Source organism: Clostridium sp. 10cd* (assembly GCF_044336395.1).
Classification (GTDB): Bacteria; Bacillota_I; Bacilli_A; order Erysipelotrichales; family Erysipelotrichaceae; genus Clostridium_AQ; species Clostridium_AQ innocuum.
The window spans coordinates 1541511-1560369 of record NZ_CP172347.1 but is presented as its reverse complement, the minus strand read 5'-3'; the positions used below and the strand labels follow the sequence as shown (position 1 = coordinate 1560369).

Sequence of the window (18859 nt, the reverse complement as noted above, 5' to 3'; positions counted from 1 at the left end):
ATCGCTTTATGGCGAAAAATCAATAAATTGTGGATTTAAATGCACGATAATCAAGTTTTTTCGACACCACAGTTAACCAAAGCATTCTGGAAAATCAATCTTCTATTATAAAATTTCTATACGAAAAAAAATCCTTCTGCCGATATTGCAGGAAGAATTTTTTATTGCATTTTATATACCTTTCACAAAACAAGCCTGTGCAGGAAATCCATATGGATGAATATTGCTCGATATTAAAGCTTCCTTTTTGAATGTATCAATGAAAATCGCCTCACAGATGAGCCCGCTAGAAATAGTATAATCACCAAATACTTAATGAAATTGAAATTATGATATAGAAAGAGATTTCCCTGAACCAAGTCAAAGACAGTGACATACAAGATAAAATCAGCACCGTTATAATAAAGAATCATTGGAAACAATAATATAAATAAACTCAAAAAGCAGCTAACAAGAGGATTTTCACACTTTTTAGATATTAGGGCTACGATACAACCACTGAGCACTACACCCGAGCACCGGATGAAATACAGCAAACAAGCATACTGCAAACATGAAATTTCAAGCGGTAATGAAGATGCAATACTCCAATCATCAGGTACTACAGCTTGTAATGGGGCATCCCATTGAAACATCGGATATAGTTGATGAAATGCAAGTGCGTCACTAAGATTGTAAAATAAATACATGAATACCGACACCATTAGTACAACTATGAATTTAGCTCTATTCCTCGACCTTCTGCCTTTTTTTGTAGTCTCATACAGTATATACTCCTTTTTCTGCTGATCAAATGTATAGATTCCATGTAAAGCAAATATAAGGGAGGCAATCAGCAGAATACTCATTTGAATATCCCGCTCTTGTGTATTCATAGCAAAAATAGCCTGATATCCCTTTTTATAAACGAGTACCTCACCATCCTGATAATCCTTATAAAAAATCTTGAACGCCGCTTTGTCTTTTATTTGATCCATACTCTTTTTTAATAAAGCCTGGTAATCTGCTTCCGATGCCGCCATTCCCCTATCTTTCTCTGCAGCTAGCTTTTCCAGTTCTGTTTCCTGCTCCTCATACATCTTATATTGTTTTTCAATTTTACGCTTCTTAACAGGATTCAGTACACCGCCATATTCTTTATATAGTTCTATCACCTTATCCTCAATGACAGAGTCCTGTCGCTGACTGGCAATTGTATAACTATAATTCCCCTGATAAACACACAGCAGGACACATATGATAAAGAATTTATTATTAACAATGATTTTTTGAATTTCATGTATCAACAGACTGGTATGCTGTACAAACGCAATCGAATGAGCATTCCATTTGGGTATCCTGACCTTTTTATGTAAAAACAGGAATAACGCTGTAAAAAGTAACATACATATGATGATACATATACATAGGAGTTCAGCTAATGATATTGTAATAGAACGAAATGTAAATACTATATAATCCTGATAAAACGTATGTGTATTACTGATTTCATATAAATTGAGGTAATGAAAGATACGCAGTATAGAGTTGACTGAAATAGTCTGGAAAAGCAGATAAGAGAGGGCCAGCAATGCACTCATTAAAAGAATAGAGAATTTCTGAAAGCATTGATACAAACATGCAAATATCATAGCTAAAGTGAATCCTGTAATGATTTTTATGGCAAATGTTATACCATACCACATACCTACATTTCCTTGAAATGCGCTTGTATACAGAGAAGGTATGCTTTGAATGGATGCTTCCCAATTTATGCCGCCATACAATCCCTGCAGGAGAAGCAGATATCCCCCTTCAATTAGGATCGTAAGCAAAATACCTGTAATGAAGATAACAATGCATTTAGAAAAGCGTGATGCGACCCTTCCATATTTCGTAGTTGTTATCAAGGATGTCATATCTGCACTTTCATCGCTCTGTAATACGATAATCGCTATAAATAACCAGGCAAAACAAATCATGATAGAGACAGAACTTGTCACATAACGTTCAAAAACAAGGAAGCCTTCGTCACTGAAGCTTGTATTACGAAGCCTTTCGTAGGTACTTTTTGTGAATTCCAACTGTTGTAGCTTTTCATCCGATATCGTAATATGCATGGGATTATTTTTGAGAAAATCCGTTTTCTTCAGAATACCATCCAGATATGTTTGATACTCTGTTATACGATTGTAATAGGTATGGAGATACTGGTATATCTGTAAATGAGCATTCAAATCCGTATAGATATCCGTTTGCAGTAATTTTTGATATTCTGATAGAAAATCTGCATCAGCCTTCTGTGCTTCCGTATCATCCTGAAAGGCCTCCGTTAAATGAAGCTGCTCTTCATATTGCTTCACTTGTGTGAAGAATGTATGCTTTTTTTCTATCCATGCTTTTTTATCCTGCAGATTTTTGCCATTTAATTGTTTATTTATGCTGAAATAAACATCTTTATATTTCGCCATTACATCATTGCTCTGTAATTGTTCCATATACAGAAAGGTGAATGTCGCAAAAAGAAGAAGAAGGATGGCAACGATCAGATTGCGCTTTGATGTAAGCTTCCTTATCTCATATCGTATAAGCTGCATAAAAATTATCCCATATAATACAGATAAGCATCTTCAAGTGAGGGGAGAACAGAGCTTTCACCGACTTCATCAACTATATAGCGTACATGAAATACAGTATCCAAACGCAATGACCTTGTAATTTTATGTGTTCTCTGAAATTCCTCCCATACATCTTCAGCAATCAATGTTTCCTGTACCCTACCCTTTAAGCGTTCAATCAACTCCGTTATACTACCTTCGAATAACAGATTCCCTTCCTTTATGAATAAAATTTCTTTTGCAATCGTCTCAATATCCTGCATAACATGCGTTGCTATTAAAACTATCTTATCTTTTGCAATCGTAGAAATATAATTCCGCAACCGTATTCTCTCCAATGGATCCAAGCCTGCCGTCGGTTCATCGAGGACCAGTACCTTTGGATCATTTAATAACGCCTGCAGGAAAAATAACCGTTGCTTCATCCCTCCGGAGTAGGCCTTAATTTTCCGGTTCAGATAAGTATCAAGGTTAAGTATACTGCTTAATGCCTTTATCTTTTGTTCCGCTTCCTCTTTCTTTATTCCTTTTAGTGCTGCCATATAATACAAAAACTGCTTCGCAGTAAAATCGCCGTATCCCGTTGTTATTTGCGGCATATAGCCAAGAATATTGCGATAGGTAGAGCCCATCTTTTTTATTTCATCTCCACAATAAGAAATTGTACCTTCATATTGCGTTAAATTCGTTGTAATCATTTGTAATAGCGTACTTTTCCCTGCGCCATTCGGTCCAATAATACCATAAACCCCCGGTTGCAGCACAAAGCTCATATCACGTACGGCTACCGTTTTCCCATAATTCTTCGTCACCTTTTGAACATTTAACGATAACATGAGGCACCCCCTTATGTTAATTCAATTTGTACATACTTTTGGAATTTATCTTCTTTGATCGGATACCTATAAAATTTATTTCCATTTGCAAAATAAAATGAGTGATGGATGATTCCCTGTGGCAATCCTTCCATATGTTCTAAAGCTGTCTTATCAAGCAATTCACCTTTTCTGTTAAACAGATAAAGATTTTTCATGTCAATATCGCATAATACGATATAGTCATCATTTACAAAGGCACTAAAAGAATAGGTATCCAATAATTTCTTTTTCTTATTTGATGCAACATCATAGTAAAAGACACCTTCTTTTTCCCCATTACCTACTTCAATTAAAAACTGGCTGTTTGCATAATAAACATTTTTCTCCTTCTGCCAGAGCTTCATACTGTAATCTGTAAGTGATCCTTTCAATATAGCATTCTTTATGACTTCTTGTTTATCCTTATAGATTTCTGTAGTTATATATACACTATCATCTTCAAAAAACATATTTACAATATTTGTATCAGGTTCTAATTCAAAGCATATTTCATCCTCGTTATCAGACAGGTCATAAGCATGTACCTTGTTGCTGTCTGCATAATATAAAATATTCTTATGTATTGTAAAGGCAAAGGAAACATCCTCACCATCATCACTTTTTGTGACAGAAAGAAGCTGTTCTTCCTCGGTTCCATCAAAATTACTTCTTATAATAGTCTCTGTTAATTGATCTTTTTTATTAAAAGCCTCTACTACATAATAAAGCTTATCCCCATATACAGTATAATTTGAACGCATTTCATCAGAAATGCTACTACAGCTATCTACATTGTCAAAATCACAGCCGGATTCAGGGTTTGAATCCATTATATTTGTGTTCTTGCCATCATAAAAAACTGTATATTTATGTGTTCCTTCAGAATTTTCATAAACAGGGAACAATAATGCCCCACCTTTAATATCTGCCATGAAAGAGGAAGATGCCATAGAATTTTTCAGTGTAGCATAATCAGCTTCATAATGCAGAGCTTTCTCATCAACTTTCTGTGTCTGCTTGCCGCTACAGCCGCTTAACAAGGAAAACATTATAAACATCGCGATTACTTTAGTGAAATTTTTTTTCATAAGAGTCCCCCTTTAAAATTATTCTTTCGATTATTAGAATAATTCCTCCTAGGTACCTAGGAGGAATTATTCGCATAATAAAATAGAGTTATCGAACATCTGAACTATAATAAGTATTATTTCCTACTTTATGAGTACCATCAATACGTGTAAAGTAACGACCTCCACTCGGTAAAGAGCGTCTAGTTGTTGCATAACCAGTATTAGCATCTCTATAGCCATAATCAGCAGCTAGTGTAATAATACTTGCTCCATCCTTTGTATAACGAGATACTGATTTAATATTGCATGAATCATTAGTAGCATATGTATACCCACTTGTAGTTTTATCATTGCAACTTACGCCATAGTCATATGATGCAGCATTTATTGAAATAGCTGATAAAGCGAATCCAAAAGAGAACAATGCTACAAGCATAAATTTCTTTCTTTTCACAGAATCACCTTCCCTCCCATAATGTCAGCGCTTCCATTTATAATTTTATAATAACCTATTAACTATTTTTTGTCAACGCTTTATAACAAATCATATTGATCGCTGAAGTGAAAAGTTAAATTCCACTTTCAAAGTAGCTAAGTAGAAAAGACTCTTACACAACAATCTAGTTGAATTTACACTTACAATTGCATTTAGTCTTTCATATATCCTTTTTTATATCTATGATGAAGGTAACCGCTGGTTATTATCATACACATTACAAAGGGTGATGAATATGGCAACGAACAAAAACAAACATCTGACTCAGGACGATCGCAATGTCATCGCGATCGGCATCGTTAATGGTTCTTCTAAAAAAGCTATTGCTGATAATCTAGGCAAAGATAAATCTACGATAGGTAAGGAAATCCGTGCTCACCGTTATCTCTCTCATAAATCTACACTTTCTCTAGAATGCGAGAACTATGCTCACTGTAAGTTTAAGAGAAAGAATTGTACTGTCAACTGCCCTGATTATTCTAAGTTCCGCTGTAAACGCAGAGATCGTACTCCGGGAGCTTGTAATGGCTGTGAGAAACTGAAAAGCTGCCGCTTTGATAAATACCTCTATAAACCTACGATCGCCTATGAGGAATACCGTAGCGAACTCGTTGAGTCTCGAACCGGAATCAATCTGACCTCATCAGAAGCTGTAGAGCTAGGCAATACCATCAAGCCTCTTCTATTAAAAGGTCATTCACCTTATCAGATCATAGCTGCACATCCCGAACTTGGAATCAGTGAGAAGACACTCTACAACTATATTGAACAAGGTGTATTCGAATGTGTTGGCATTGCTAATATTGACCTTCGTATAAAAGTCAAAAGAAAAATGACCGCTAAGAAGAAGACGATCTATAAAAAACGACAAGACCGTAAATTCCTTGTTGGACGGCTTTACACAGATTACCAATCCTATGTTGAGTCTGAGGAAATCACACACATTTTACAAATGGATACAGTCTATAATGACATTTCCAATGGACCGTTTATCCAGACTTTCAAATTCATCAAATATGGGCTCCTGTTTGCTGTATATCACGACACGAAGACTGCTGCAGATATGGTTGACGGACTAGCTGTTCTTGATTCCATCCTTGGAAAAAGCCTGTTTGAACAGGAAGCTCATATAACACTCACCGATCGCGGAGGTGAATTTACTGATGCTGAGCATATGGAAAAAAGAGACGATGGTACCAGAAGGACACGAGTCTTCTATTGCGACCCTATGCAGTCCGGGCAGAAAGGAAGCCTGGAAAATATGCATCGTGAATTACGTTATATATTACCTAACGAAGTAGACTTACGCAGTATCGGCCTGACCGATCAGACTTCCTTGAATGTAGCCATCTCACATATCAATTCCAGTGCCAAGGAACATTTGAATGGAAAATCCCCATTTGAGCTATGTGAGTTCATGTGTCCGGAATTAGCGCAGAAACTTTATGAATTTGGTCTACAGAAAATAGAAAAGGACGAAGTGATACTTCGTCCAAGCGTATTGACTCATAAGTAACAAACAGATGATATAAAGAATGATAAGAGCAGCGGCAAAGAACAGTTATTTATAGTGTAACTATAAAATAGAAGTGGAATTTAGTTATACATAGGCATAATGGAGCCTATTTTCAGTGCGCTTATTCATTTTATCTATCATTCGCACAATGACCACTTTCTTCACATTTTTACTTACTTCTACCTATTTGAAACCCTTTCTAACGCTATATTTATGCTCTGTATAGACTTTTGTAGAAGAAAGTTCCACATTTTTTATTCGCCTTTTGAAAGTGGAATTTAACTTTTCACTTCAGCAATCATATTGATCAGCATCATATTGATCATATTGAATCAGGAATACAAAAAAATCCTCCTGCCGATATTGCAGAAGGATTGGTACCTCCTTATTTTATATCGATCCAATGGTCCTTTCCATCCTCATACACATTTGCACTCAGCAGATATAATGGAACCAGCAAATAAAACTGCACCACATAATACAGCGCATAAATACCGATAATACTGATCAGCGCCTGTGTATTATTGGCAGCAACACTGAATACCTCCATCAGATTGTTACTGATATCATTCCCCAAAAAGGACGTCACTACAAGCAGAATACCGATCTGAGCGACAACAAACCAGATCATATACACAAGAGAGCCGCGAAGAATCACACGAATCTGTTCCCAAAGCAACTGAAAGCTCCCCATCACGAGTGCCTTGATCCGAGTAACACCATCATATACGCCATAGGAGATCAGTGCGTTCCACAGGATAAAGAAGACATTCAGCACACTCATTCCCACATAGTACAATGGCGGAACCATGATGAGAAACGTTGCCACGGTACTGACCAGCAGCTGTATCACACTGACAATCAGCCCAGCCAGAATCAGATATATGAAGCGTGAAGCACCATATTGCACATCCTTCACACCAAAGGACTCATTTCGAACCCTTTGAATAAACAGAAACAGAATCACATAGTTGATCAGTGAAAAAAACAGGGACAGAAGAAAACTCAAGATGGAATACATCAGCGATTTGGCATCCATGATATAAATTAGAGAATCCTTACACAGGGATATCAGCAGGCTGGAAACAAGCAGTATGGCAAACAGCCGTAGATGATGCCCCTTCAGCTGTGCAGATAGCTGTTCCTTATATTGTTGATATGTTTTCATAATTACCTCCATGTAACCCGCTGCATACGGGCTTTGCTCTTAAACTGCTGATAGCTGTCGGTTTCTCCTGCTTCAGCAATCACAATACAAAACATTATACGAGAAAGCGAAAAGAAAAGCAACCGCTCAAAGAGCATGCTGCTTGGTGATTTCGGATTCCCTTATGGGAGTGGCATACTGCAGAAAGTATTTTTCCACCTTTTTGCGTGATACGCATTTCAGCGAGATGCACTGATGATTTTTCAATTCGATGTTCAACACATCCAAATCATTGCGACTGGAGGTAATCGACCATTTTGCTACATCCTGCCAGAACAGCAGAAAGCATTCCTCCTTGCCGTTATTGAGATAAAAGACCGCATAGGTTTCATAAAACTCTATCAGTACAACATCTTTGACAAACAGCAGGCAATACAGAAACAGAAAGGTTATTACGATTCCTATGAGATAGACACGGGTAAACAGCAATGCAATCCCGATGAAAAGGAATACGGCAATGACCAGATACGGTTTTGCGTTGATCTGGTCGATTTTTCTGCCGTCTGTGGGCAAATTTCTGATTTTTAGCACCTTACTTTTTACGTTCACGTTCGACACCTTCTTATCTAGAAATTATTATATATGAAATAATTATTATATCAATATAATCACACAATTCCACTTATTTCTTATATATATTTCGCATATTTCCATGTATAATATTCCTGTATATCACACAGAAAGGACGTGTTGTCATGTTTGACATAGTTAAGGATATAGATCAATGGGGGAAGGGTTCCCTATTCAAATACGGCTTCCTGCAATCCCTGGTCATTATGCTGATATTTCTGTTATGTGCCTGGCTGTGCAAACGGGCAATCAACCGCTGGATCCGTAAAAAGGAAATCGTGAATGCGAAGTTTGTTATGCGCATTGTTAAAATCACTCTGTACACCATAGCCATATACGGCTGTTTATCTCTGCTGACTCCTTTTGAAAGTGTCCTTGGTAAAATCTGGGGAAGTGCAGGTATCATCGCAGTGGTATTAGGTCTTGCGGCCCAGGAATCCATGGGCAACTTTGTAAACGGATTGTTGATTACCACCTTCAAGCCGTTTAAAATCGGCGATCTGGTAAAGGTCAATAACGGAGAATATGAAGGCTACGTGGTGGATATCTCCCTTCGAGATACGGTGATAAGAACCTACGAAAACACGAAGGTTATCATTCCTAACAGCACCATGAACAAAGCTGTTCTGGAAAATGTAAGTCTGACCAATCACACAAAAGGTAATTTTCTAACGCTGGACATCGCTTATGAAAGTGATTTGGATAAGGCGATGAATATCATGAAGGAAGAAATCATACGGCATCCCGCTTATGTGGATCCCCGCACAGAGGAGGATATGCGAAACCATGTGGAGCCGGTTATCGTTCGTCTTACCTCCTTCAATGATTCTTCCCTGACCCTGCGTGCCACCGTATACTCGCGTGATAATTCAGAAGGCTTTGCCATGCTGTCCGATCTGCGCATCGCAATTAAAAAACGCTTTGATCAGGAAGGCATTGAATTCCCCTATCCGCACCGTACGATTACCTATAAAGAAAAAAATGATAGCATTGCCGATAGCAAGCAATAACCTTAAAACATAAAGGAAAAGCATCCCTTGAGCTTGGGATGCTTCTTTCTTATTTCTCTTTTCTGCTCTTACGAACACTCTTGTCATGACTTCCGGATGCTCGTCTGCTTGGACGACGCTGTGAAGAAGAAGCACTGTTATCATAGCTTCTGCTGCGTCCGCCTTTATTATAACCGCCTTTGCCTCCGGTTCCTCTTCCATTGGAACGGCTGCTGTTTTTGCGCTTCGGCGCACTGTCGATTTCCACCATGACTTCCACACCGCGGATATGACTGCGCTGCATATTGCTCAATACTGCATCCACCTTGCTGGCTTCCACATCCACCAGGGTGAAATCCTTGCGTACATCAATACGCCCGATGGCCTTTCCATTCAGTCCGGATTCCTCAATGATTGCCGCAACGATATTACCCGGCTGTACACCATTGTTTCTTCCGACATTGAATTTCAACGTGATAGCATCAAATGCAGATGCATAACGCTTCACATCCTCATCCGCTTCAATATCGATGATTTCATTCTTGTAGGTCATGGAAATCAATGCAGAAATAATGTTTTCCAGAGCAATTCCCTCTGCCATCAGTTCATTTGCAATCTCCATGCTTTCTTCAGTAATGCCCTCATCACATGCTTCCTTTACCTTTGCGACAAAAGCATTGCGGTTGGCTTCCATCATCTGTGCACTGGTTGGCAGCGCATGACGGACAATATTGGTTTTCGTATAACGAATGATGTCACGGATTCCCGCACGCTGCTTTCCTCCGCTTACCAGAGTGATAGCAAGACCTTTCTTGCCGGCTCTTCCGGTACGTCCGACACGATGGATGTAATATTCATTATCCTGTGGAATATCAAAATTCACAACCAGATCGATATCATCCACGTCGATTCCGCGGGCTGCGACATCCGTGGCAATCAGAATCGGATAATTTCCGGAACGGAACTGCTCCATAACACGGGAGCGGAACTCCTGCTTCATATCCCCATGCAGGGAAATTGCTTTGATGTTGTGCTTATTCAGCTCATCACACAATTCATCTACCATTTTCTTCGTATTACAGAAAATCATGCATAAATCCGGATCGTAATGAGACAGCAGCACACGTAAAGCATTTGCTTTTTTTCCACGCGGTGCATCATAATAAATCTGCTCTACTGTATCAATGGTACGCTGTGCAGACTTAATTTCCACACGTACCGGGTCATTCTGGAATTCCTTGGTGATACGCAGAATTTCCGCAGGCCATGTAGCCGAGAATAGAATGGTCTGATGCTCGTTGCCCTCCGGCATCATGGACAGGATTTCTTCAATATCTTCCTTAAAGCCCATGTTCAGCATCTCATCCGCTTCATCCAGAATTACCATATTGGTATTATCCAGCTTCAGTGTACGGCGGTTCAAATGATCCATGATACGGCCCGGTGTACCGACAACGATACCGCAGCCTCGTTTCAACAGCTGAATCTGACGGTCAATCGGCTGACCTCCGTAAATCGGAACGATCTTAACGCCTTCCTTGTACTTTGAAAATTTTCTAAGCTCGGTAGCCACCTGGGTGACCAGCTCTCTTGTTGGACAGATGATCAGTGCGTTCGGATATCTTGTTCCCTGACATACTTTCTCAATCGCCGGGATACCGAATGCAGCAGTTTTACCTGTTCCTGTATTTGAACGACCAAGCACATCCTTGCCCTCCATAATAAGCGGAATGGATTGTGCCTGAATATCGGTTGCATTTTCATATCCCATTTCTTCAACAGCCTTCATTACCTCGCTGCTGATCTGTAATTCATTAAATGTTGTCATTGTTACCTTCTTTCTATCATTGCAGGTTAAAAACTCGTAATAACTTACTAAGTTTACCATACGATGGTACATACGTCAATTTATAATTTTTATCATCCATCAGTTTTCCCATATAAAACTACGGCATTCAGCAAATAAAAAAAAGTGCGACTGCACCATTTTCTGTAATCTATGCCATGCTGCGGTAGCAATCCTCCAGACGCTCCACAAGAAGATCCTTGGAAAGGTCAAGAACAAAGGACAGCTCCTCACAGAGTACACCCTCAATACGGGAAAGACATTCCTGATAACGGATACCTTTTTTACCTTCCGCATATTTCCAATACAGCAGACCAATGAGCAGCTGTACCTGCTGTTCCAGCTTGTAGTCCACAATACTCTGCTGAATCTGCATAAGCGTAAGACTGGCTGGAAGGGATGATTCCTGTTTGGGAGTAAACAATTTCTTCATGATGAGATCCGCCTCATCACTTTCCATCAGATTTCGTACACCCACTCGTGGCAGGCTCTCGAACGGTATGGAACAGGTACTTCCATCCGCTGCCGTAATTACCATACGCTTTTCTTTTTTGTCGATGCCTGTAACATCACAGATGCCCAGGTTTGGATGAAATACCTTTTCTTCGTAGTTTACCATTTTATATACCTCAATACCCTCAGTCTATGCTTTTTTCAGTGAAAAGTCAAATAAATATCAAAAGAAATCAAATCGTCTGTGGAGCAAAAGAACACAAGATTGCTGAAGCAATAGATTCGTTTTCACGTTCTAAACGAATATGTAAAAAAAACCTGGTCTGATACAAAATACCGATGCATTATATACATTATGACGAATCGCAATTACACAGTGAAGCATTTCTGCCCGCCGAACCTTCTGCACTGCAGAAAGCATACGCTTTACATAGTAATTCTGAAAAGAACAGCTGGCTTTCTCTCTATATAAGCTCTATGCTCAACTCTGTCAATAATGAATCGTCTTTCAGTTATATAATATACGCATGCGAATGAAGTGCAGTAACTGCCAGAACTTTTCCAGCACTTTCTTTCTGCATTTCAAATCTTCAGACATTTTTGTCGTCTTATACTGTTAGCGTTTTGCGTATGGTTTATCATAAACAGCTGCGAACCAGAAATGCCGCAGAGTAAGTGCTTATGAGAACGTTTTATTCCATTGTGATCAAATGATGCATCAGGCTATCATTGCACTTCTTTCGAGGAATAATAAATCAATCAAGGATGCTGCTCCTGTATGTATGAGTTCACTGCCATTCGATAATTTACCCTTATCTCAGCTGATATCTACAATAGATTGGTGAATCGTAACGACCATATTGCAAATAATGCAAATAATTACGAAAGTTCTTGCTTTTCTCATTTCTTGTGTTATACTGAAAGTGTAATAACAAGCAAATAACTATGATTTCAATATTCACATATCAGGAATTGTAATTATCTCATTGTACAATTCACATATGTGTTTTTTTATGCCATGAGAGTGCTTCTTATCTACATTATAAGGAGGTACTAATATGAGTACAGGTAAAGTAAAATGGTTTAATGCAGACAAAGGATACGGATTTATTACAACAGACGCTGGACAGGATCTGTTTGTACACTATTCTGAAATCCAGACTTCCGGATTCCGTACACTGGAAGAGGGAGCAAAGGTTAACTTCGAGATCAATACAAACGATCGCGGAGATCACGCTGCAAACGTAACTGTAATTTAATTACACAATCAAGGGAACCGTCGATAGAAATCGGCGGTTTTTCATTATCCGAAAGCAGCACCGCCTCTTTGACAGGGCTCCTTTGAAAAACGGATTGCACAGCCTTTTTCGTGCTATGACATTTTACAGAACTGTTCGTCAGGACAGGCAGTCATCCTGCTTATCGGTATAGAAAAGGCTCCGCATGTAATGCAGAGCCTTTTCCAAAATTATAGGGGATAGAATGATGTTATACGTAAATTAGGGATAGTTTTCGGGGATCATTTACGTATCAGCAGTTTTCTCATCTGCCACCCATACTATACAGCACTTCATTTTCGCAATTTGTCGAACTATGTCGCCTGTTCGTTTTTTTCTTCATTCATATGAATCAGCGGCTTCAGCAGCTCATAGAAATCCTCATATGGAACAAAATGAATTTTCTCTTCCTCTTTATAAGCCACATAATATTTCCCATAGCTGTCATAGATTACTTCATATTTATCCTTCTTTACAAGCACCGTAGTCAGAGGTATCTTGTAGCGGGTCTTGTTTCCATTTACCAGCTTATCTTCATAGGCATAATGCGTGCTGGCAAATACGGGATGATCGATACCCTCAATCGTCAAGCTGCCCTTTTCAATATCCGGCAGATACAGATCACTTTCACCCATCTCTATGTATTTACCTGGAAATTTTACAGCAGCCGCCTGTACTACATCCTGCTCCTCAAGTCCTGTAATCTGCAAATCCATCACCTTCCTATGCATCGTATTATATCATGAATTATGTGCTTTTTGACATCTTAGAAATGCTAATCACACAATTTGTGTACGAAAAATCAAGTTTCCACACATTTTTCCATGATCCCGCCATATTTAAACGGAAAGTTTTTTGTATACTATAGGCAAGCAAGTGGTAATCTTGCTTAGTATGACATATTTCCCCCAAAAATAACTTCATACTTTCTCCCTTTCAAAACAATATAATAATGATACAAAAAAGACGTTCCCCCAAACGTCTTTTTTGTTGTATGCAGGATCATAGATTTCTCTTTACAGCAGCAAGAATGACTGTAAAGCCACATTTTCCCTTTCCATCACCTGCGTCCGCTGATACCAAAATGACTGTATTCGTATGTACAGCTTTTCCCCTTTTTATTCCACGATCCATAAAATTGTGGGAGCTATCACACAATTTGTGCGCCGCAATTCTGATTTCCACATATTTTTCCATGATCGCGCCATATTTAAACTGCAAGTTTTTCGTATACTATAAGCAAGCAAGAGGTAATCTTGCTGGTATGATAAAATTCCCCCAAGAATACTTCATACTTTCTCCCTTTCAAATATAAAGATAATAAGATACAAAAGAAGCTCATGAACCCAAGCATGAGCTTCTTTTGTTTTACTTATGTTGTTCATCTATTGTTTCCAAAGACCAGATGTTTGAATCTCTACGAAACAGCAGGCAAATCGCGATACCCGCAAATCCCAGCAGTAGAAACAGAAGAGCCGCACCGCTTCCTTCGCCTACACCGATTGCATGTCCAAGCAGGGAGGATGCTCCCTGTGCCGCCATGAAGGGCTCAAGGATATAATCTATGAGGGCACCACCCAGAAAATATCCTGCCGGTATGGTGAAGAATTGAAGAGAATTTCTAGCGGCATACACTCTTCCCTGCATATCAAGCGGTATATGTTCACGCAGCAGCACATCCATATTCGTATTCATTGCCGGAATACACAGCCAGCCGAGAAATGCCCCCAGACACCATACAAAGGGTTCTCTGCCCAATGCCAGAAAAAAGCTTTCGGTTCCCATGCTGATCAGCAGGGCATTGTGAATCAATCGCACACGTTGATGCCTCGTCGGCTTCAGCATCAGAACAAGACTTCCGGCAAGATTTGCCAGTCCCATACAGGTATTCACTACCCCCAGCACAGCTTCACTGCCACCCTCGCGCATCAGCAGCATATAAGGCAGTGCAGCATCCAGGGTGGAGGCTACCAGATTTATCGCAGCCAGATACAGGATCAGTTCCAGAACACCGCGATTTTCTCTCAGCCAGTGAAGACCGCTTTTTACGCCGTTCAGAAGAGATTGTTTTTCTATAGCGGACACCGCTTCTACAGCAGGCAGCCGTATGAAGAAGGCCAGGGCTGTAAAGGCAACGCTGAAGCTGATCAGATCAATCAGCAGGATTGTCTGCATACCGAACAACGCATAAACAGAGGTTGCGAAAACGGGAACCAGCAGTGTGTTCAATGAATTGGAAAACATCCGCAGAGCGCCTGCTCTGGCATACTGCTTCTTCGGAGTCAGCAGAGTAATCGCCACTTCACCGGAGGGCTGCTGCAGCGTATTCATACATCCGTTTACAGCATTCAGAATATACAAATGCCATATCTCCAGCGTTCCCTGTAACAGCAGGATACCGATTACAAGGGTTGAGGCAGCTGCCAGACTATCACAGATCAGCATTGTCTTCTTTTTATCCCAGCGATCACACAGGGATCCGGCAAACAGGCCGAATATCACATAGGGGGTGTACGAACAGATGGAAAGCATCGCGCTGACCATAGCACTTCCGGATTGTTGCAGACTCCATATGACAAGTGCAAAGCTCGTCATAGAGCTTCCAAGCTGCGAGCATGCCTGCGTACTCCAGAGTACAAGAAAAACATGCAGGTCTTTTATTGTTTGTTTCATATTGTTCATTTTGACTTTGCTCCTTTTCTACATGAATTGTATACAGGCAAAGTCAGCGGACGAGTCCGTAATCATTGCTCCATGCAAGCGATTCGTCCATCAGACTTTGCATGGAGCTGCTGCATAAGGTAATTTCATAATATCCCTCCCTTCATATCAGACTGTATATAGTCTGAGGAATCATTCAGTCTTTCATAATCGAAATAAGCTCTGTTCAAACATTGTAAATGAACACTCACATGCTATCCGTACAGGCAGCTTACTTCCTTTCCATTATACCACAGCTTCGCGGTATGCTTCCCATAATGTAAAACGAAAACGTTGTATTATAACATAGTTTTCCATATTATCTACATTATTTATTGACAAGTATTTTGTATACTGTAAGCAGCAAGTAGGAAATGCTTGCTAGTATGATAATTCCCCCAAAAGTAAATTCATACTTTCTCTCTTTCATTTAAAACTGATAATAATAGAAGCGCACTGTTCCCCCAAGCAGTGCGTTTCTATTTTCTTATTCTGCCAGACGATTTTTAATATCATCATGAACAAAACAGAAAATGCAGTATTTGAAAAAACGAAATGTTCAAAACAGTACGTGATTTCAACTACATAATTTCACATAGTTGCGACATATTTTTCAGATAACATTTTCGTATACTATAGTCAGCAAGAGGAACTCTTGCCAAGTATGATAATCTCCCCCTCAAATGAAATTCATACTTTCTCCCTTTCATTTAATTTTATAATTCTAAAAGAAAAAGAACGCACCCCCTCAGCGTTCTTTTTCTTTTATCCGCGTTTATTGCCAATCCACGTTTATTGCCGAATTGATTTCTCATCCCTGCACCCTTTCCTACCGGCACCATAGCGTATTGCTATCAAAAACGATATGCATCGCTTTTGCACATGGACAGGATTCAGCGGATGATTCTTTCTGTATTGCATCATACTGCTGTCAAAGAGATTGATTATCTCATACCGGATACAAGATATTGCAGTGCTTCCCAGACAACCGGTATTAGCAATGCCGGCAGCAGATTACCTATTTTCATCTGTTTACCGAAAAACAAATTGATTCCAACACCAAAAATCAGTACATTCCCGACCAGCGAGAGATTCCGGATGAGCGTATCACTGAACAACGGAGAAAGGGTTCCGGCTAGAATGGTGATGGCTCCCTGATACAGAAAAAGCGGAACGGCCGCAAAAACTACGCCAATTCCAAGGGCAGAAGCAAAAACCATGGATATGATACCATCGAGAATCGCCTTTGTAATCAGCATGGAGGCATCGTGTGTCAGTCCATCCTGCAATGCTCCCACAACAGCCATCGCTCCGACACAGATGACAAGCGCATTACTCACAAATCCTTCCACAAATTTATCGTCCCTGCTTTTTACCATACTTTGAAGACGATGAGCCAGCCCCTCCATGCGATCTTCCAAACGTAACAGCTCTCCGGCAACTGCACCAATCCCCAGTGAGCAAATCAGCAGTAGTGTACCGTTCGCCTGCAGGCGTGTACCATCCACTTGCATCATAGCGCTTATCGCTCCGCTGATACCGATAAACAATGTGCACAGACCAAGTGAGCGCATGAGCAAATCGCGTACACGAAGCGGTAGTCCCCCCTTAACCAGCATACCGATCGTCCCTCCGATAATCACGGCAGCTGCATTGATCACTGTTCCCATAACGTTCCTCCTCTTTTTTCCTATAAATGTACCATTCCACAAAAGGAAAGTCAATGAAATCTCCGACAGCTTCCTATGAAACTGTTTATTACAGACCTGTTCAAGAAAGGGTAGTGCGACGCGCAGGAACGTATGAAGTGATGAAATACCTCCCCTATTCCCTGGAATTGAACATGCTTCCCATATCCTATCTCTGCTGCAGACAAAAAAAAGATTTCTCATTCATGATCTGCACCATGGAATGAAAAACCTCTTATTTCAGCTCATTATCACAGATACTCAACAGTGGTCTGATTCTTTTACAGCAGCTGATTCAGTATATTTGCAAGCTGTGTCTTTGGCTGATAGCCGGAAATCTGCTTTACTGCTTCTCCGTTCTTGAATACGATCATGGTAGGAACCGACATGATACCAAACTTCATTGCCAGATCACCTTCCTGATCAACATCAACCTTGACTATTTCCGCTTTGCCCTTCATATCCTCTGCCAGCTCCTCCAGTACCGGAGCCAGCATTTTGCATGGCCCGCACCAGGTCGCAAAGAAATCTACCAGGACTACACCCTCTTTTGTTATTTGTTCAAATTCTGCTTTATTTATAACTTTCATAATCTCGTACCTCCGACTATCCACAGTATAGCACATTCTGCCAAAAACATGCACGAAAATGCTCATACTGTGAAATATTTCTGCAATGCCTCCGCAATTCCATCCTCATTGTTGCCGCTACTAACCTCATCCGCTGCTGCCTTAACCTCAGGCATCGCATTCCCCATCGCAATACCGATACCTGCCGCCTGCAGCATTTCAATATCATTTTCGCCATCACCGAATGCCATCACATCATGCATGGGAATATCCAGCATTTCCGCCAGTGCTGTCAGACCGCTTCCCTTTGTAATCCCCAGCGGCATCAGCTCCAGCCATTTCGGTGTTGTCAGTCCCAGCCAGTAACGATCCTGCAAATCTCTTTTTGCCTGCGCACTTACTTCAGCCATGACATCCTCATGGTAGGCAACACTCACCTTGTTGATACTGCGGTCAATTTCTTCCCACGTATTGATATAATGAATCTTCGGGTAGCCCTTTCGGTTATCCGCCAGAAGTGCAAAGGCACCTCCCGTCCACGGGTAATCATCACTAAGCTTGTGCTTTTTGCGATATTCCGCTTTTTCCTTTAAGACACTTTCCGGATTATAATCAAACAGTCCGTCATCAAACTGTGCCATAATTTCAACATCCCATTGCCGGAAATATGTAAAAAGCTCTTCCATTTCACTGCGTCCCATCTGCTTGCGGATATGACGTTTTCCACTCGCAAGATCATACAGAATTAAACCGTTGACCTCCAGTAAATAGCCTCCATAGGCATCCATATGCAGCTCTTCGGCATATTCCATAAGCTTGCAATAGCTTCTTCCGCTGGCCAGTACAAGACGTACCCCCTGCTTCTGCACACGCAGCAGCAGCTCCTTGGTTCTGGAGGAAATCCTGTTATCGCTTGTCAGCAGTGTTCCATCCATATCCATTACAATCATTTGTATCATACTATCACGCCCCTTATGAATAGGATTATACAATGAATATCTTCAGAAGTAAAATCATACTGGAA

General features: G+C 40.2%; 16 protein-coding genes. 3 read left to right on the top strand and 13 right to left on the bottom strand.

Features of this window, described 5'->3' with window-relative positions; all coding sequences use genetic code 11:
• Positions 1–233: 233 nt before the first annotated feature.
• The 4 genes from ACG3M1_RS07725 to ACG3M1_RS07710 all read right to left on the bottom strand — a co-directional run bounded on the left by ACG3M1_RS07725 (position 234) and on the right by ACG3M1_RS07710 (position 4978).
• Positions 234–2450 carry a hypothetical protein gene (locus tag ACG3M1_RS07725; RefSeq protein ID WP_233105093.1) on the bottom strand — a complete coding sequence of 739 codons (2217 nt, stop codon included), beginning with the start codon at positions 2448–2450 and terminating at the stop codon, positions 234–236.
• 131 nt (positions 2451–2581) lie between these two features.
• Positions 2582–3433, bottom strand: coding sequence for an ATP-binding cassette domain-containing protein (locus ACG3M1_RS07720; RefSeq protein ID WP_002608263.1), 852 nt, complete (start codon positions 3431–3433; stop codon positions 2582–2584).
• 11 nt (positions 3434–3444) lie between these two features.
• Positions 3445–4542 carry a hypothetical protein gene (locus ACG3M1_RS07715; RefSeq protein ID WP_002608262.1) on the bottom strand — a complete coding sequence of 366 codons (1098 nt, stop codon included), beginning with the start codon at positions 4540–4542 and terminating at the stop codon, positions 3445–3447.
• Between the two features lie 88 nt (positions 4543–4630).
• The gene (locus ACG3M1_RS07710; RefSeq protein ID WP_002608261.1) at positions 4631–4978 is read right to left on the bottom strand and encodes a hypothetical protein; all 348 of its coding nucleotides are present in this window, start codon (positions 4976–4978) and stop codon (positions 4631–4633) included.
• A gap of 277 nt (positions 4979–5255) precedes the next feature.
• Between ACG3M1_RS07710 and ACG3M1_RS07705 the strand changes: the two genes are divergently transcribed.
• A complete protein-coding gene (locus ACG3M1_RS07705) occupies positions 5256–6536 on the top strand; it encodes a helix-turn-helix domain-containing protein (RefSeq protein ID WP_044947570.1) in 1281 nt (426 codons plus the stop codon).
• Between the two features lie 385 nt (positions 6537–6921).
• On the opposite strand, the gene ACG3M1_RS07700 is transcribed toward ACG3M1_RS07705, so the two are convergent.
• Both ACG3M1_RS07700 and ACG3M1_RS07695 read right to left on the bottom strand, forming a co-directional pair.
• The gene (locus ACG3M1_RS07700; protein WP_008819154.1) at positions 6922–7704 is read right to left on the bottom strand and encodes a hypothetical protein; all 783 of its coding nucleotides are present in this window, start codon (positions 7702–7704) and stop codon (positions 6922–6924) included.
• A 126-nt stretch (positions 7705–7830) separates the two neighbouring features.
• Positions 7831–8292 carry a hypothetical protein gene (locus ACG3M1_RS07695; protein ID WP_002608259.1) on the bottom strand — a complete coding sequence of 154 codons (462 nt, stop codon included), beginning with the start codon at positions 8290–8292 and terminating at the stop codon, positions 7831–7833.
• A 146-nt stretch (positions 8293–8438) separates the two neighbouring features.
• Between ACG3M1_RS07695 and ACG3M1_RS07690 the strand changes: the two genes are divergently transcribed.
• Positions 8439–9323: a mechanosensitive ion channel family protein gene (locus ACG3M1_RS07690; protein ID WP_008819155.1), complete on the top strand. Its 885-nt coding sequence runs from the start codon at positions 8439–8441 to the stop codon at positions 9321–9323.
• A 49-nt stretch (positions 9324–9372) separates the two neighbouring features.
• Here the strand turns inward: ACG3M1_RS07690 and ACG3M1_RS07685 are convergent, their stop codons facing one another.
• Together ACG3M1_RS07685 and ACG3M1_RS07680 are read right to left on the bottom strand one after the other, a co-directional pair.
• A complete protein-coding gene (locus ACG3M1_RS07685; RefSeq protein WP_009587836.1) occupies positions 9373–11130 on the bottom strand; it encodes a DEAD/DEAH box helicase in 1758 nt (585 codons plus the stop codon).
• A 169-nt stretch (positions 11131–11299) separates the two neighbouring features.
• Positions 11300–11767 carry a CarD family transcriptional regulator gene (locus tag ACG3M1_RS07680; protein ID WP_002608256.1) on the bottom strand — a complete coding sequence of 156 codons (468 nt, stop codon included), beginning with the start codon at positions 11765–11767 and terminating at the stop codon, positions 11300–11302.
• Between the two features lie 892 nt (positions 11768–12659).
• Between ACG3M1_RS07680 and ACG3M1_RS07675 the strand changes: the two genes are divergently transcribed.
• Positions 12660–12860: a cold-shock protein gene (locus tag ACG3M1_RS07675; protein WP_002608255.1), complete on the top strand. Its 201-nt coding sequence runs from the start codon at positions 12660–12662 to the stop codon at positions 12858–12860.
• A 332-nt stretch (positions 12861–13192) separates the two neighbouring features.
• Here ACG3M1_RS07675 and ACG3M1_RS07670 read toward each other — a convergent pair whose 3' ends face one another.
• The 5 genes from ACG3M1_RS07670 to ACG3M1_RS07650 all read right to left on the bottom strand — a co-directional run bounded on the left by ACG3M1_RS07670 (position 13193) and on the right by ACG3M1_RS07650 (position 18794).
• Positions 13193–13609 (bottom strand): hypothetical protein, encoded by a 417-nt coding sequence (locus ACG3M1_RS07670; RefSeq protein ID WP_224727245.1) that lies wholly within the window; start codon positions 13607–13609, stop codon positions 13193–13195.
• 637 nt (positions 13610–14246) lie between these two features.
• Positions 14247–15560, bottom strand: a complete 1314-nt coding sequence (locus tag ACG3M1_RS07665; RefSeq protein WP_008819157.1) for an MFS transporter — start codon at positions 15558–15560, stop codon at positions 14247–14249.
• 962 nt (positions 15561–16522) lie between these two features.
• The gene (locus ACG3M1_RS07660) at positions 16523–17248 is read right to left on the bottom strand and encodes a DUF554 domain-containing protein (RefSeq protein ID WP_008819158.1); all 726 of its coding nucleotides are present in this window, start codon (positions 17246–17248) and stop codon (positions 16523–16525) included.
• 299 nt (positions 17249–17547) lie between these two features.
• Entirely contained in the window at positions 17548–17856 is a 309-nt protein-coding gene (trxA, locus tag ACG3M1_RS07655) for a thioredoxin (RefSeq protein WP_002608251.1), read from the bottom strand.
• Between the two features lie 62 nt (positions 17857–17918).
• Positions 17919–18794, bottom strand: coding sequence for an HAD family hydrolase (locus ACG3M1_RS07650; RefSeq protein WP_002608250.1), 876 nt, complete (start codon positions 18792–18794; stop codon positions 17919–17921).
• Positions 18795–18859 lie beyond the last annotated feature (65 nt).